Source organism: Geodermatophilus sp. SYSU D00684, assembly GCF_054050455.1.
Genome location: NZ_JBJGZI010000010.1, coordinates 18416 through 34197 on the forward strand (window position 1 = coordinate 18416; position 15782 = coordinate 34197).

Sequence of the window (15782 nt, forward strand, 5' to 3'; positions counted from 1 at the left end):
GGGCGCGCTACCTCAGGTCGCCGGGCTCGGGTCGGTCCGCTCCTCGGCGGGCGCGGCCTGCACGTCGCGGATCCGGTACCTCTCCACCGCCTCGCGGACCGTCGACCGGTCCACCTGGCCCCGGTCGGCCAGCGACGCCAGCGTCCGCACGACGACCGACTCGGCGTCGACGTGGAAGTGCCGGCGCAGCGCCGGGCGGGTGTCGGACAGGCCGAACCCGTCGGTGCCCAGCGTCGCCATCCCGCCCGGGACGAAGGGCGCGATCAGGTCGGGGACCGCCCGCATCCAGTCCGACACCGCCACGACCGGGCCGGTGGTGTCCTGCAGCCGCTGGGTCACGTAGGGCACCTGCGGCTCGTCCTCGGGGTGCAGCAGGTTGTGCTCGCTGCACGCGTCGGCCTGCCGGCGCAGCTCGGTCCACGAGGTCACCGACCACACGTCGGCCGCCACGCCCCAGTCCTCGCGCAGCAGCTCCTGCGCCCGCAGCGCCCACGGCACCGCGACGCCCGACGCCAGCACCTGGGCCCGCGGCCCCTCACCGGAGCCCGGCGCGTACAGGTACATGCCCGCGAGCAGGCCCTGCACGTCGAGGCCCTCGGGCTCGGCCGGCTGGTTGTAGGGCTCGTTGTAGACGGTCAGGTAGTACATGACGTCGGGGCTGCGGTGCCCGCCCAGCGGCGCGCCCGGGTCCTCGCCGTACATGCGCAGCAGCGCGTCCCGGGTGATGTGCCCGACCTCGTAGGAGAACGCCGGGTCGTAGGACACGACCGCCGGGTTGGTGTGCGCCAGCAGCAGCGAGTGGCCGTCCTCGTGCTGCAGGCCCTCGCCGTTGAGCGTCGTCCGGCCGGCGGTGGCGCCGAGGACGAAGCCGCGGGTCATCTGGTCGGCGGCGGCCCAGAACGAGTCGCCGGTCCGCTGGAACCCGAACATCGAGTAGAAGATGTAGATCGGGATCATCGGCTCGCCGTGCGTGGCGTACGAGGTGCCGACGGCGGTGAACGACGCCGTGGAGCCGGCCTCGTTGATGCCCTCGTGCAGGATCTGGCCCTGCTCGGACTCCTTGTAGGCCAGCATCAGCTCGCGGTCGACCGAGGTGTAGCGCTGGCCGCCCGGGTTGTAGATCTTCTGCGACGGGAAGAGGCTGTCCATCCCGAAGGTGCGGGCCTCGTCCGGGATGATCGGCACGAACCGCGGGCCGAGCTCCTTGTCCTTGAGCAGCTCCTTGAGCAGGCGGACGAACGCCATCGTCGTCGCCACCTCCTGCTTGCCCGAGCCGCGGCGCAGGACGTCGAGCGCCTTGTCGTCGGGCGCCTTGAGCGGCTTGAACTCCGAGCGCCGCCGCGGGACCGCCCCGCCCAGGGCCCGGCGCCGCTCGAGCATGTACTGCATCTCGTCGGAGTCCGGGGCCGGCTTGTAGTAGGGCGGCAGCGTCTTGTCGAGCGCCTCGTCGGGGATGGGCAGGTAGAGCCGGTCGCGGAAGGCGGCGAGGTCCTCGGCGGTCAGCTTCTTCATCTGGTGCGTGGAGTTGCGGCCCTCGAAGTGGCTGCCCAGCGTCCAGCCCTTGATGGTCTTGGCGAGGATGACCGTCGGCTGGCCCTTGTGCTCCACCGCCGCCTTGAACGCCGCGTAGACCTTGCGGTAGTCGTGCCCGCCGCGGGAGAGGTCCCAGACCTCCTTGTCGCTCATGTCCTCGACGAGCTTGCGGGTGCGCGGGTCCCGCCCGAAGAAGTGCTCGCGGACGAACGCGCCGTCCTCGGCCTTGTAGGTCTGGTAGTCCCCGTCGGGCGTCTGGTTCATCAGGTTGACCAGCGCGCCGTCGCGGTCGGCGGCCAGCAGCGGGTCCCACTCCCGGCCCCAGATCACCTTGATCACGTTCCAGCCGGCGCCGCGGAAGAAGGACTCCAGCTCCTGGATGACCTTGCCGTTGCCGCGCACCGGGCCGTCGAGCCGCTGCAGGTTGCAGTTGACGACGAAGGTGAGGTTGTCCAGCTCCTCGCGGGCGGCCAGGCCGATGAGGCCCAGCGACTCCGGCTCGTCCATCTCGCCGTCGCCGAGGAAGGCCCACACGTGCTGGTCGGAGGTGTCCTTGACGCCGCGGGCGTGCAGGTACCGGTTGAACCGGGCCTGGTAGATCGCGTTCATCGGGCCCAGGCCCATGGAGACGCTGGGGAACTCCCAGAAGTCCGGCATCAGCCGCGGGTGCGGGTAGCTGGACAGGCCGCCGCCGGGATGGCTGACCTCCTGCCGGAACCCGTCGAGCTGCTGCTCGGAGAGCCGGCCCTCGAGGAAGGCGCGGGCGTAGATGCCGGGGGAGGCGTGGCCCTGGAACCAGATCTGGTCGCCGCCGCCGGGGTGGTCCTTGCCGCGGAAGAAGTGGTTGAAGCCCACCTCGTACAGCGACGCCGACGACGCGTAGGAGGAGATGTGCCCGCCGACGCCGATGCCCGGCCGCTGCGCGCGGTGCACCATGATCGCCGCGTTCCACCGGATGTAGGCGCGGATCCGCCGCTCGACGTGCTCGTCGCCGGGGAAGTAGGGCTCCCGCTCGGGCGGGATCGTGTTGATGTAGTCGGTGCTGCGGAGGGACGGGACGCCCACCTGCTGCTCACGGCTGCGCTGCAACAACTTGAGCATGAGGTAGCGGGCGCGCCCGCGGCCTGCGTGCTCGACGACGCTGTCGAGCGACTCCACCCACTCCTGGGTCTCGTCGGGGTCGGTGTCGACCAGCTGGCTCGGGAGCCCGTCGGTGATGACCGCGCGGGGCTGTCCGGCGTCGCGGGTGGGGTCTCCACCCTGCTGCGGTGCGCTCATGCCCCCATCGTCGCGCGCCGGGATGGTCCGCGTCACGCAGGACCTCCCGGCCAGCGGTGCGCGCGGCGTCCCGGGCGCGTCGTCGTCGACCGCTTGCGCGTGACCAGGCATGCCCTACGCTCCTGCCCACGCGGACCGACGCCGTCGGCAGCCGCGCGTCCGGGCACGAGAGGGGTGACATGACCAGGCAGCGGGTGCCCTCCCCGCCGGTCGTGTCCGCCGTCGGCCCCCGTCCACCCCACGCGCCCGTCAGCCGGCGCCTCGTGCCCGCCGGTGCCACACCGGCGGTTCGTGATCTCTCGGAGGAACAGCAGGGATGAGCGTCGACTCGGGCAGCGCCGGCATGGCGGCCCGGCTGGGCATCAAGCCGGGCATGGTCGTGCAGGAGCTCGGCTGGGACGAGGACGCCGACGAGGACCTGCGCGACTCCATCGTCGAGGTCTCCGGCAGCGAGATGGTCGACGAGGACACCGACGAGGTCGCCGACGTCGTGGTCCTGTGGTGGCGGGAGGACGACGGCGACCTGTTCGACGCCCTCACCGACGCGCTCACCTCGCTCGCCGACGAGGGCGTCGTGTGGCTGCTGGTGCCCAAGTCCGGGCGGCCGGGCCACGTCGAGCCGGGCGACGTCACCGAGGTGGCGCCCACCGCCGGGCTCGCGCAGACCAGCAGCATCTCGGCCGCCAAGGACTGGTCGGGGATCCGGCTGGTCACCCCGAAGGCCGCGCGCAGCAGGCGCTAGACGAAGGACCCCCTCGCCCCCCACGCCTCGCTCCGCTCGGCGCGGGCCCCTGCGAGGGGGCCGTTCCAGTGGGTCACCGGGGTTGCGGCACGATCGGGCGCATGAGCCTCTCCGTCGGTGACGTCGCGCCCGAGTTCAGCCTCCCCGACCAGGACCGCCAGGTCGTCTCGCTCGCCGAGCTGCGCGGGACACCGGTCCTCGTCGTCTTCTACCCCTTCGCCTTCTCCGGGATCTGCACCGGCGAGCTGTGCCAGCTCCGCGACGAGCTGACCACCTACACCGACGCCGGTGTGCACGTCGTGGCGATCAGCACCGACCCGGTGTTCAGCCTCAAGGCGTTCAAGGCGCGGGAGGGCCTGGACTTCCCCCTGCTGTCGGACTTCTGGCCGCACGGCGCCACCGCGCAGGCCTACGGGGTCTTCAACGAGAAGGCCGGCATGGCCCTGCGCGGCACCTTCCTCGTCGACGCCGAGGGCACCATCGCCTTCGCCGAGGTCAACCAGCCCGGCGACGCGCGCGAGCAGACCGGCTGGAAGGACGCCGTCGAGAAGATCGCGGCCTGACGAAGGACCCCGCTGCCCCCGCCACTCGCACGCTCGCGGCGGGACCCTGCAGCGGGGCCACCCGACCGGCCGCCCGGGGGCACCTACTCTGGGCGGGCGGGGCGCGTAGCTCAGCGGGAGAGCTCTCGCCTTACAAGCGAGCGGTCGCCGGTTCGATCCCGGCCGCGCCCACCTCCGCACCACCCACGCCGGCGCTCTCCGACGCCCGTCGTCGACCTGCGGCTGTCCCGGGCGTGCGGAGACAGCCGCAGGTCGACGAGCGGCGGTGTCGGGGTGCGGGGGTACGGCGCGACGGCGTCAGGCCGCGGCGGCCGGACGGTGGGGCACCTCGGGGACGTCGGGCCGCGGGAAGGCCGGGCGCAGGGTGAGCGGCGGGCGGAACGGCCGCCACGTGCCCTCCCGCTGCGCGAGCCGGTCGGCGACGGCGTAGAGGACCGCCGGGTTGTGGCCCATGCCCAGGTGGCTCGCGTACACGGCGACGTTCTCCGCGTGCGGCGAGAGCCGGTCCAGGCACGCCTTCCAGGCGACGATGCCGTCCTGGTGCGAGTAGATCGACGTCGACGGCACCGCCAGCGGCGTCGACTCGCTCTCCAGCGGCAGTGTCCGCTTCTCCACGTGCAGGTGCGAGTAGCGCTCGAACACCTTGTGCGCGCGGGTCTGGCTGTCGCGCTGCAGACCGAACGGGCTGCCCAGGGTGATCACCTGGCGTACCGCGTCCGGGGTCTTGCGGGCGAGGTCGCGGGCGAAGATGCCGCCCAGGCTCTGGCCGATGAGGCTGACCGGGCGGCCGTAGCGGTCGCTGAGGTCCTCGATGCGGCGGCTCATGCCCTCCACGCACTCCTGCGTCGGGCCGATGTTGCGCCCGAGCCGCCAGCCGTGGACGCGGTAGCCCAGCCGCCGCAGGGTGCGGCGCAGCGTCGCCGTCGACATGTCGTCGGCCATGAGGCCGGGCAGCACGAGGACGGGATGACCGTCGCCGGTGGGTAGTCGCGGCATCAGCGGGCGGGCCGCCAGGTAGAGACCGTAATCGGCCATCGCACGGCTGACCTCGGTCAGGTACAGCGGCAGGCCGGGCCCGTCGTTGGGCTGTCGCGACACGTCGTCCTCCTCGCCGGCGGCCCTCACCGCCTCGCCCGGGCCGGTACCCACCCTGGAGCACCGGTCACACCTGACTGCGACGACTCGCGGTGTCCAGTGTGGCCCTGATCACACCCGTCGCAGGGGTCTCAGGCGCTCGACCAGGGCACTTTCCCGTGCCGGAATGACTGCCGGACGACGACCCGCGGGGGCGCCGCCGGCACGCACCAGAGGGGGACCGTCGGGGTGGACGAGGCACCGGGGACCAGCAGGACCGTCGACCTGGGCGGCCCGGTGCACGTCGTGGACTACGGCGGGGCCGACGACGGACCGGCGGTGGTGCTGGTGCACGGGCTGGGCGGGTCGCACGGCAACTGGGACCTGCTCGCGCCGCTGCTGACGCCGTCGGCCCGGGTGTGGGCGCTGGACCTGCCCGGCTTCGGCCGCAGCGAGCCGGGGGAGCGCCGCGCGACCGTGCCGGCCAACGTCGCGGTCCTGCAGCGCTTCCTGCGCGAGGTCGTGGGCGAGCCGGCGGTGCTGGTCGGCAACTCGATGGGCGGGATGGTCTCGCTGTTCACCGCCGCGGCCGCCCCGGACCTGGTGCGGGGCCTGGTGCTGCTCGACCCCGCGCTGCCCGGCGGCCGGCGTCGGCCGGACCCGCTCGTGGCCGCCACCTTCGCCCTCTACGCCCTGCCCCGGGTCGGCGAGCGGTTCCTCGCGCTGCGGCGGGCCCGCTCGACGCCGCTGACCCGGGTGCGGTCGATGCTGCAGCTGGTCGGCGTCGACCCCGACGCGCTGCCCACCCCGGTCGTGGACCGCGCGGTCAGGCAGCTCGAGCAGCGCGAGGACGTCGCCGGGATGGACCGCGCCTTCCTCACCGCGGCCCGCTCGCTGCTGTGGATCCTGGCCGACCCGCGCCGCTACCGGTCGCTCATGGCGCGGGTGGCCGCGCCGGTGCTGCTGGTGCACGGCGACCGCGACCGGCTGGTGCCCGTCGACGCCGCCCGCGAGGTGGCGCGGGCGCACCCCGGCTGGCGGTACGAGGAGCTGGCCGGGGTCGGGCACGTGCCGCAGCTGCAGGTGCCCGACCGCCTGGCCGGCCTGGTGCTCTCCTGGGTCGGCGAGACCCTCACCGGGCCCGCAGTTCGGTCTTGAGGACCTTGCCGCTCGGGCCCTTGGGCAGCTCGTCGATGACGACGACCTCGCGCGGGTACTTGTAGGCGGCCAGCCGCTCCTTGCAGAACGCGATCACCTCGTCCGGCTCGGCCGAGGCGCCCGAGCGCAGGCTGACGTAGGCCACGACCTCCTCGCCGAGCCGCTCGTCGGGCCGCCCGATGACGGCGGCCTCCATGACGGCCGGGTGGGAGTGCAGGACCTCCTCGATCTCGCGCGGGTACACGTTGAAGCCGCCGCGGATGACGAGGTCCTTCTTGCGGTCGACGATGAAGACGAACCCGTCCTCGTCCACGTAGCCGAGGTCACCGGTGTGGAACCAGCCGCCGCGCATCGCCTCGGCGGTGGCCTCGGGGCGCCCGAGGTAGCCCTTCATGACGTTGTGCCCGCGCAGCACGATCTCGCCGACGTTGTCCGCGCCGGGAGGCAGCGGCCGGTCCTCGTTGTCGACGATCCGCACCTCGCAGCCCCACATGCGCTTGCCGATCGACAGGACCCGCCGCTCCTCGGCGCTGCGGTTGAACGTCGCGAGCGCGCAGGTCTCCGACAGCCCGTAGCCCTCGAGGATCGGCGCCCCGCCGTAGGCCGCCTCGAAGCCCTTGATCACCTCGCCGGGGATGGCCGCGCCGCCGGAGACGCAGATCCGCAGCGCGGAGACGTCGCGGCCGGTGAGGTCGGCGTGCATGAGCGCCACGTACATCGTCGGGACGCCGCAGAACACCGTGACCCGGTGCTGCTCCATCGCGTCGAGCACGGCGCCGACGTCGAACCGCGGCACCAGCGACAGCGTCGCGCCGGAGCGGATCGCGCAGTTCATGACGCTGGACAGGCCGAAGACGTGGAACAGCGGCAGCACGGCCATGGCGACGTCGTCGTCGCGGTAGGCGAAGGTCTCGGCGGCGACGCTGGCCGCCATGTAGGTCCCGAAGTGGGTGAGCTCGGCGCCCTTGGGCTTGCCGGTGGTGCCGCTGGTGTAGATGACCACCGCGGTGTCGTCGGGGGACATCTGCTCGACGTCGGAGAGGTCCGCGCCCTCGCCGGCGGCGACCAGCGCGTCGAACGGCGTGGTGTCCGGCGGGGCGTCCGGCCCGCCGGGCGCGGGCACGACGTACACCCGGACGTCGTGGCCGGCACCGGCGGCGCCCTTGACGGCCTCCTCGGCGAAGGTGCCGAAGGTGATCAGCACCTTCGCGCCGCTGTCGGACAGGTGGTAGCTGACCTCGGGGGCCTTGAGCAGCGGGTTGAGCGGCACCACCGTCATCCCGGCCTTGAGCGCGCCGAAGTAGGCGAGCAGGAACTGCGGCACGTTGGGCAGCTGCAGGGCCACGCTGTCGCCCCGCCGCAGCCCGGCCTCGCGCAGCCCGGCCGCGACCTGGGCCGAGAGCTGGTCGACCTGGCCGTAGGTCAGGGTGAGCGGGCCGAGCCGCAGCAACGGCTTGTCCGGCTGCGCGTCGGCGGACTCACGCAGGATGGTGGCGAGGTTGAAGGTCATGGCCTCTCCTGGGCTGGGACACCGGCTTCCGCCCGGTGCTGTACCGCAGGAGACCTGGCTCACACCTGACCGAGCGCCACCACCTCGTCCAGCCCCGCCTGCAGGTCGGCCGCCAGGCCAGCCGGGTCGGTCACCGCGGCGGAGTCGAGGTTGACGCCGATGCAGCACTGGTCCTCGTGCGAGAGCAGCGTGACCATCGCCGCGCAGCCCGGCAGCGGCCCGAACGGGTACATCCGCAGGATCCGCGAGCCGGCGATGTACACCGGGTGCGCGACGCCGGGCATGTTGCTCACCTGGACGTCGTTCGCGCTGGTCAGCCGCCCGGAGACCGCGCCGACGACCGGTGCGGGGAGCCAGTGCAGCGCCGGGCCGAGCAGGTCGTCGGTGACGCCGCCGGCGCTGGTCTCCCGCGCCGAGAGGACGAACTGGCGGATGGTGGCGATCCGCGCGGCCGGGTCGGCCTCGGCCAGCGACGCGGTGAACCGGGCGCCGGTGAACCGGTTGCCGCCCTGGGCGTCGTCGCGGGCGCGCAGGCTGATCGGGATCCCGACGGTCATCGTGGCCAGGGGGGCGCCGGTGCGCTCGTGGTAGCGGCGGAAGCCGCCGACCACCGCGGCGAGGAAGCCGTCGTTGAGGCTCCCGCCGGCCGCCTTCGCGCCCCGCTTGAGGTCGGCGAGCGGCACCTCGAGCACCTCGAACCGCCAGTCGCCGCCGCGGGCGGCGAGCGCGGGGGAGCTGCCGCGCGGCGGCGCGAGGGTCTTGGTCGCGGCGCGGGCGGCGTCGAGGGCCTGGGTCGCCACCTCCCGCGGGTGGCGCAGGGTGCCCAGCGCCTCCACGCCGCGGCGCAGCGCGGCCAGCGGCACGGACCGCGCCGTCCCGACCAGCTGCTCGGTCAGCGCGCCCACCCGGGAGACCTCGCCGGGCACCGGGGCCGGCGGCTCCGGGCGGGCCGGGTCGCGGTCGGGGCTGCGGCGGTGCAGCAGGCCCATGAGCTGGACGGCGCCCAGCCCGTCGGTGGTGCTGTGGTGGGTCTTGACGACGTAGCCCGCGCGGCCCTCGGCCAGGCCCTCGACCAGCAGCACCTCCCACAGCGGCCGGTCGCGGTCCAGCGGCGCGGAGGCGAACTCCCCGACGACGTCGAGCAGCTGCCGCGTCGAGCCCGGCTCCTCCAGCCGCACCCGGCGCACGTGCCGGTCCAGGTCGAGGTCGTCCACGGTCGCCCAGCGGGGCGCGCCGACGCCGAGGGCCGGCTCGACCACCTTCTGGCGCATCCGCGGCACCATGCGCGAGGCCCACTCGTGGGCGCCGAGGAAGCGGTCCCAGTCCGGCGCGGTCTCGAGCACCTCGAGCAGCGTGACGTTGGCGCGCAGCCGCGGGTCGGCCGCCTCGGCGCGCCACATCGCCGTCTCGATGGGGTTCATCTCCGGCGAGGTGCCCCAGTCCAGCGGCGCGGCCGGGACCGCCGGGGCGGGCTCGGCCTCCTCGGCGGTGGGCGACTCGGCGACCACCGGGCGCCGCGTGCGCCCGGACCAGTTGGCCAGCGTGGCGAGGAAGGAGTCGCGCACCTCGGTCACGTGCCGGTCGAGGTCCTCGACCGACCAGTCGCTCGTGTCCACCGGCGGCAGCACCCGCACCTGCACGGTGCCGGGGGAGACCGTCGTCGCGCCGCGCCACATGAGCTCGCCGGCGTTGCGGATGACCACCGGGACGATCGGCACCCCGGCCTGCATGGCGACGTGGAAGGCGCCCTTCTTGAAGGGGCCGAGGGTCGGGGTGGCCGAGCGGGTGCCCTCGGGGGCGACGACCAGCGAGATGCCCTCCTTGAGCCGCTGCACGGCCGGCTCCAGCGCCCTGCGGGCCTGGGCGGGGTCGCCGCGGTCGACGAACGCGACGTCGGCCAGCCGGAACGCCAGCCCGAAGCCCGGCGTCCGCGCCAGCTCCTTCTTGGCCACGCCGGTGAACCCGCCGCGCAGCAGCTTGGCGAGGATGAGGACGTCGAGCTGGCTCTGGTGGTTGAACAGGAAGACCGCGGGCCGGGCGGCCAGGTGCTCGACGCCCTGGACGTCGAGCCGGACGCCGGCCAGCGCGCTGCCGAGTTCACCCGCGAGGGTGAGGCCGAGGTCGACCGCCTCCCGCCGCGAGCCGCCGAGCGCGCCGACCGCCAGGCCCGTGGCGAAGCCGCCGAACAAGCCGCCGACGCCGGCCAGGGTGCGGGCGACGTCGGCCGGGGAGGTGCTCCCGCGGCGCTTGAAGCGGGCGACCGGCCACGAGTAGTGGCGGGCCGCGGCGGTCAGCCCCTTGCCCGGGTTGAGCGCGCGGGCGCGGCCGACGGTGCGCAGGAAGGGGACGTCCTCGTCGCCGTTGGAGTAGGCGTAGCTCTGCAGCAGGTCGATGCCGTGCTCCTCGGCGAACGCGCGCACGGCCGCGGCCTTGCCCGCCCGCCACAGCAGCGGGCCGCCGGGGCGGCCGGTGCAGACGCCGTCGACGATCTCGACGGGGGAGACCAGCACGTGCTCCACGCCCAGCGCGCGGGCGGCCGGCTCCACCTGGAACCGGGTCGCCGACGAGGCCAGGACCACGGTGTGCCCGGCCTGCAGGTGGGCGGTGACCAGGCGCCAGGCCTCGGGGTACAGCGAGCCGGCGATGCCCTGGACGAACAGCCGCTCGCCGAGCTCGGCCAGCTCGTCCTCCCTGCGGCCGGCCCAGGCGCGCATGCCGGCGACGGTGAACCGCTCGAAGTCCTCCTCGGTGGTGACCCCGCGCAGGCCGGTGAGCAGCAGCTGGCCGAGGTCGGTCGGGGTGACGTGCAGCGAGCGCAGGTGGTGGCGGGCGAAGGCGGCCAGCGAGTAGCCGTCGATCACCGTCCCGTCGAAGTCGAAGAACGCCCCGACCCGCGGGCCGGGCGGCGCCGCCTCGACGTCGGCCACCAGCTGTTCCTCGGTCCAGACGTTGGTCCGGGCCATGGCGGCCGCCTGCTCGCGCAGCCCGCCCCCCGTCGACGTCTCGGCCGTCACGGTTCCACCCCCACGTTCTCCCGCCGCGCCGCGGCGTCCAACTCGTCGATCACCACTACTCGGCCGACGACGTCCCGGACTTGAGCGGCCCACTCCTGCCGCCGGCGGGCCACGTCGTCCCGGCCGGGGTCGACCAGGTCGAGGTTGGCGGCCAGCCGCAGCGCCCCGGCGAACAGCTCGCGGGACAGCGACTCGGGCCCGTGCAGCCGGCCCTGCAGCAGCATCTGCTGGCCGACGCCGGAGCACTCGGCGAGGAACTCCGGCTCGACGACCGGCGTCCGCGGGTCGCGGGCGGCCAGCCGCTCGGCGACGACGAGCTGCGCGTCGACGAAGGACCGCAGCACCCGGTGGGCCACCAGCAGGTCGGCGCGGCACAGGACGTCGCGGCCGTCGGCGGTCTCCCACTGCGGGTCCAGCCGCTCGAGCTCGGTGGCCAGCCGGTCGCGGTAGGCGTCGCGCTCCTCGAAGAAGAACTCGAACTTCAGCTGGTCGCGCAGCCGGTAGGCCTCGTCCCAGCGGTCGGCCGGGTCGTGCAGCATGACCAGCTCGGCGATCGCCCGGTCCACGAAGTGGTGGATCGCGTTGTTGCGGTAGAAGGCGGCCACCAGGTGCTGGCCGCGCCCGATCGCGTAGACCGGCTCCTCGCCGCCCTCGTAGGCGGTCACCACGCCCTGCCCGGCCAGCGCGCCGAGCACCCGCCGCACCCCCAGCGGGGTCTGCAGCGCGGCGCCGGAGTGCGGCAGGCCCCGCTCGGTGAGGTAGCGCAGCAGCGGCTCGAGCACCCGCTGCACCTGCGCCAGCGTCAGCGCCCGGTCCCGCACGCCGAGCAGGGCGAGGGTCACCAGCGCCGTCGCCGTCGCCGGGGTGACCGAGTTGATGCCGACGGCGACCTGGAAGGCCACCTTCTGCAGGCTGAGCCGGCGCGAGCCGGGGTCGGCCGGGTCGGCGCCGCGCAGGGCCGCGGCCAGCGACAGCGGCTCGGCGAAGCCCACGTGCACCGTGCCCAGCGGGGTGCGCACCTGCTCCCGGATGTAGGACGCCATCCACGACAGGCCCTCGCCGCGCTTGGCGGCGCCGCCCTGCTCGGCGGCCATCCCCGACACCTCGCGGAGCTGGTCGTAGGTGATCGACACCGGGACGAGGTAGACGTCCTCCACCCGCTTGCGCTCCACGGCGTCGGCGACGAAGCCGAGCAGCCCGTGCCGCGGCGGGCGCAGCTTGCCGGTGCGGGAGCGGCCGCCCTCCATGTACCACTCGAGGTTGAACCGCTTGGCCAGCAGGAACGCCAGGTACTCGCGGACGGCGGTCTTGTAGACCTGGTCGTCGCCGAAGCTGCGCCGGATGAAGATGAGCCCGGCCCGCTTGGCGATCGACCCGACCGGCCAGAACCGCAGGTTCTCCCCGCCGAGCACGTGGTTGCGCGGGAAGTCGTGCTGCGCCAGCACGTCGGCGAGGACCAGCGGGTCGACGTAGGAGCGGTGGCTGGGCAGGAACACCAGCGGGTGGGTCCGGTTCAGCTCGCGCAGGTCGGTGAGCCGCGCGGTGTCGGCCTGCACGTCCCAGGCGCGGGCGTGCACCGGCCGCAGCAGCCCGGTGAACACCTCGACGGCGGCCGGGTCCATCGCCGCGACGAGCTCGTCGAGGTCGGCGGCGGCCTCGGCGGCCACCTCCTCCTCGGGCTGCTCCAGCCGCCCGGCCAGCGCGGCGACCTCCGCGCGCCACTCGGGGCTGTGCCGGATCGCCTCGGCGACGTGCCGGGGCACCTTGGCCCGGTCGCCGACCACCTGCCGCTCGGCCCGGTCCAGCGCCAGCGCCGCCTGGTGGGCGACGAACGCGGCGAGGCTGCCGGTGCCGTCCCACCGGCCGGTCAGCTCGCCCACGGTGGCGGGCTCGGCGACGACGACCCGCGCCCGGTCCGGGTCGCGGCGCACCGCGGCCGCCTGCAGCGGGGCGGGCGGGCGGCGCAGCAGCGAGGGCCGGGCCGCCGACCACCGCCCGCGCCGGCCGGGGCCGCGGCGGGTCACCTCGGCACCGCCGCGCGGCGCCCACGCCACCCGGGTCGCGGAGACCACGGTGCCGGGGTCGGCGTCGGCCAGCGGGCCGGCCAGCGCCGAGCCGCTCAGCGGCAGGACCGTCCCGCCCGGGGGCAGCGCCTCGGTCACCATCCGCCGCTCGACCTCGCTCGCGGCGTCGACCAGCACGATGCGGGGGACGTCGTCGTCCGCTCCGGGGCTCATGCGCACTCCTTCCTCGGGGCTCGTCGCGGCGCGCCGGCGCCGGGTACAACGGGCGGGACGCCCCGCCGGTCACGGGGCCGGCGCCGGCGGGCCGATCCTGCTCCCGTCCGCCGCGGCGCGGGCCGGTCTCAGCCCTGGTCGAGGGTGGCGCGCAGCGCCTCCAGGCCCGTGTACCGCGGCTGCCAGCCCAGCTCCTGCTTCGCCTTGGTGGTGTCCATGATCGCCGGGTGGCTGACCGCCTCCACCCACTCGGCGGCCGGCGGCAGGAACGGCAGCCGGGACACCGCGCGGGCCGCGAACTGCGCCGGCGCCGCGGGCAGCGGCACCGGGAGCGCGCCGTACTCGCGGGCGACGTCGGCGGCGGTCAGGACGCCGTCGCCGGCGATGTTGTAGGCCCCGGGCGGGCCGGCGGCGACGACGCACTGCAGCAGCGCGGAGCCGACGTCGTCCTCGTGGACGAACTGCAGCGGCAGGGCCGGCACCGCCACCGGGACCGGGACCGGCAGCCGCCGGGTGCTCTGCTCGGCCAGCCACCGCCCCAGCGGCGCCAGCGGGCCGGGCAGCAGGTCCTTCGCGCCGACGGTGTGCGGGCCGAGCACCACCGGCGGGCGCAGCAGGTACAGGCCGAGCTCGGGGTGGCCCTGCGCCTCCTGCTGCAGCAGCTGCTCGAGCTCGGCCTTCTCCTGCGCGTAGAACAGCCGGGACGCCGGGCGCACCGGCCAGTCCTCGGTCATGCCCACCGGGTTGTCCCGGTGGAAGCCGTACGCGGCGAGCGATGAGGCGTAGACGAACCGGCGCGCACCGGCGGCGGCCGCGGCCCGGAACGCGTTGAGCGTGCCGTCGACGTTGATCGCCCGGGTGGTCTGCCGCGAGGCGTTGCCGGTGATGAGGAACGCCAGGTGCACGACGACGTCGGCGCCGGCGAAGGCCTCCCGCAGCGCGTCGGGGTCGCGCACGTCGCCCCGCCGGTACTCCATCTTCGTCCAGCCGCGGGCGGCCGGGTCGAAGGGCCGGCGGGCGATGCCGACCACCCGGCGGACCCGGTCGTCGGCCTGCAGCAGCGGGACCAGGCCCTCCCCGAAGGTGCCGGTGGGGCCCGTGACGGCGACGGTCAGATCGGTCTCGGAAACGGTCACGACGGCGCGCTACCCGGCGTTGCCGGGCGTGAACCGGGTCACGCCCGGCGGCCGCCGGGTCACGGCGCGGCCGCGGCCGGCTGCTGCTCGGCGGCGAGCCCGACCAGCTCGGCGATGCCGCGGCAGATGCCCTCGGAGAGCACGTCGACGTCGGGGAAGGCGTCGAAGTCGGCGTTGATGCCGAAGGTCATCGAGTTGAGGTAGCTGAAGATCCCGATGGAGATCCGGGTGCCGCCGGCGATCGGCACGTAGGGGTGCGCGGACACCATGCGCTTGCCGAGCACGTACAGCGGCACCCGCGGGCCGGGCACGTTCGTGGTCACCGCCTGGCACCACATCTGGCCGGTCTGCATGGCCGACCGGACCCCGAGGGCCAGCAGCGTCGGCGCGACGTAGTCGCCCATGCCGATGATCGAGCGGGCGTCGACCGCCTGCATCGTCCGCTTGTACTCGTCCATCTGCTGCTTGATCGCGGCCAGCCGGGCCCGCGGGTCGGCCTCGCCGACCGGCAGGTCGACGAAGACGGCGGTCACCCGGTTGTCCAGCGAGCCGCGCTCGCCCTCCTTGCGGACCGAGATCGGCACCATCGTGCGGACGACGGTGTCGCCGCCGAGCGCCCCGCGGCCCTTGAGCAGGTCGCGGAAGCCGCGGGTGATGGCGGTGAGGACGACGTCGTTGACCGTGCCGCCCAGCGCGGTGCGGGCGGTGCGGAGGTCCTCGAACTCGGCGTCGGCCCACGCCCAGCGCCGGTGCGGGCCGATCGGGCCGGTGAGCGTGCGGGCCATCGGGGTCAGCGCCTGGCGGGCCAGCTGCGGGACCGACGACACCGCCGCCTTGGCGCTGGTGAACAGGCCCCGCGCGCCGGTGCTGACGGCCTCCGGGCCGTGCACGAGCGAGCGCAGCGGCGCGGTGACGGTCTCGGTGATCGCGCCGGCGACCATCTCGACGCCCGAGGGGCTGCGCTGCGGCGACCAGTCGCGCGGCGCCTTGTGCTCGGCGTTCGGGTCGAGGTCGAACATGACCTGCATCAGGTCGGTGCCGGCGATGCCGTCGACCATGCAGTGGTGGACCTTGGAGATGATCGCCCAGCGGTCGTCCTCCAGGCCCTCGACCAGCCACACCTCCCACAGCGGCTTGGCCATGTCCAGGCGCTGGCCGAGGACCCGGCCGGCGAGGTTGCGCAGCTGCTCCTCACCGCCGGGCCTGGGCACCGCGGTGTGCCGCACGTGGTAGAGGATCTGGAAGTGCGGGTCGTCGACCCACAGCGGGCGGCCCAGGTTGAAGGGCACCTCGCGCACCCGCTGCCGGTAGCGCGGCACCAGCGGCAGCTTGCTCAGCAGCAGGCGCACCAGGTCGCCGTAGGACGGCGCCGGTCCCTCGAAGACCGCGACCGAGCCCACGTGCAGCGGTGCGTTCTCGGTCTCCGCGTAGTAGAAGCCGGCATCGGTCGCGCTCAGGCGGTCCACGGTCGCTCCCCAACTCGTCGAGACGGTGTCGGCCGGTCCCGTATCCGGCGACCCGGCCGTCGGAACACGGT

The 15782-nt window shown here is 74.5% G+C and carries 10 protein-coding genes and 1 tRNA gene; 4 read left to right on the forward strand and 7 right to left on the reverse strand.

From position 1 onward, the window contains the following. Positions 1-12: 12 nt before the first annotated feature. Positions 13-2811 (reverse strand): pyruvate dehydrogenase (acetyl-transferring), homodimeric type, encoded by a 2799-nt coding sequence (gene aceE, locus ACI79L_RS08920; RefSeq protein WP_456936441.1) that lies wholly within the window; start codon positions 2809-2811, stop codon positions 13-15. A gap of 316 nt (positions 2812-3127) precedes the next feature. Here aceE and ACI79L_RS08925 point away from each other — a divergent pair, with 316 nt between their 5' ends. The 3 genes from ACI79L_RS08925 to ACI79L_RS08935 all read left to right on the forward strand — a co-directional run bounded on the left by ACI79L_RS08925 (position 3128) and on the right by ACI79L_RS08935 (position 4287). After that, on the forward strand, positions 3128-3553 hold the full coding sequence (locus ACI79L_RS08925; protein ID WP_387984824.1) for a DUF3052 domain-containing protein: 426 nt from the start codon (positions 3128-3130) through the stop codon (positions 3551-3553). A gap of 101 nt (positions 3554-3654) precedes the next feature. Next, on the forward strand, positions 3655-4116 hold the full coding sequence (locus tag ACI79L_RS08930) for a peroxiredoxin (RefSeq protein WP_456936442.1): 462 nt from the start codon (positions 3655-3657) through the stop codon (positions 4114-4116). 99 nt (positions 4117-4215) lie between these two features. Next, positions 4216-4287: transfer RNA gene (locus ACI79L_RS08935), tRNA-Val, on the forward strand. A gap of 126 nt (positions 4288-4413) precedes the next feature. Here ACI79L_RS08935 and ACI79L_RS08940 read toward each other — a convergent pair. After that, positions 4414-5214 (reverse strand): esterase/lipase family protein, encoded by an 801-nt coding sequence (locus ACI79L_RS08940; RefSeq protein WP_456936443.1) that lies wholly within the window; start codon positions 5212-5214, stop codon positions 4414-4416. Positions 5215-5439: 225 nt separating this feature from the next. On the opposite strand from ACI79L_RS08940, the gene ACI79L_RS08945 reads away from it, so the two are divergent. Beyond that, positions 5440-6348, forward strand: coding sequence for an alpha/beta fold hydrolase (locus ACI79L_RS08945; protein WP_456936444.1), 909 nt, complete (start codon positions 5440-5442; stop codon positions 6346-6348). Here the strand turns inward: ACI79L_RS08945 and ACI79L_RS08950 are convergent. From ACI79L_RS08950 to ACI79L_RS08970, 5 genes are all read right to left on the reverse strand, one after another. After that, positions 6323-7858 (reverse strand): long-chain-fatty-acid--CoA ligase, encoded by a 1536-nt coding sequence (locus ACI79L_RS08950; protein WP_456936445.1) that lies wholly within the window; start codon positions 7856-7858, stop codon positions 6323-6325. The two genes, ACI79L_RS08945 and ACI79L_RS08950, sit on opposite strands and share 26 nt — an antisense overlap. 59 nt (positions 7859-7917) lie before the next feature. Beyond that, complete coding sequence (locus ACI79L_RS08955; RefSeq protein ID WP_456936446.1) at positions 7918-10872, reverse strand: wax ester/triacylglycerol synthase family O-acyltransferase; 2955 nt, start codon at positions 10870-10872, stop codon at positions 7918-7920. Then, entirely contained in the window at positions 10869-13109 is a 2241-nt protein-coding gene (locus tag ACI79L_RS08960; RefSeq protein ID WP_456936447.1) for a glycerol-3-phosphate 1-O-acyltransferase, read from the reverse strand. The genes ACI79L_RS08955 and ACI79L_RS08960 overlap by 4 nt, the downstream gene beginning before the upstream one ends. A gap of 128 nt (positions 13110-13237) precedes the next feature. Continuing rightward, the gene (locus tag ACI79L_RS08965; RefSeq protein WP_456936448.1) at positions 13238-14245 is read right to left on the reverse strand and encodes an NAD-dependent epimerase/dehydratase family protein; all 1008 of its coding nucleotides are present in this window, start codon (positions 14243-14245) and stop codon (positions 13238-13240) included. Positions 14246-14304: 59 nt separating this feature from the next. Beyond that, positions 14305-15711, reverse strand: a complete 1407-nt coding sequence (locus ACI79L_RS08970; protein ID WP_456936449.1) for a WS/DGAT/MGAT family O-acyltransferase — start codon at positions 15709-15711, stop codon at positions 14305-14307. Between the last annotated feature and the right edge of the window lie 71 nt (positions 15712-15782).

Excerpts from the sequence above, each read along its gene's own strand:
- aceE (WP_456936441.1), bottom strand. The coding sequence starts at position 2,811 with ATGAGCGCACCGCAGCAGGGTGGAGACCCCACCCGCGACGCCGGACAG.
- ACI79L_RS08925 (WP_387984824.1), top strand. The coding sequence starts at position 3,128 with ATGAGCGTCGACTCGGGCAGCGCCGGCATGGCGGCCCGGCTGGGCATC.
- ACI79L_RS08930 (WP_456936442.1), top strand. The coding sequence starts at position 3,655 with ATGAGCCTCTCCGTCGGTGACGTCGCGCCCGAGTTCAGCCTCCCCGAC.
- ACI79L_RS08950 (WP_456936445.1), bottom strand. The coding sequence starts at position 7,858 with ATGACCTTCAACCTCGCCACCATCCTGCGTGAGTCCGCCGACGCGCAG.
- ACI79L_RS08960 (WP_456936447.1), bottom strand. The coding sequence starts at position 13,109 with ATGAGCCCCGGAGCGGACGACGACGTCCCCCGCATCGTGCTGGTCGAC.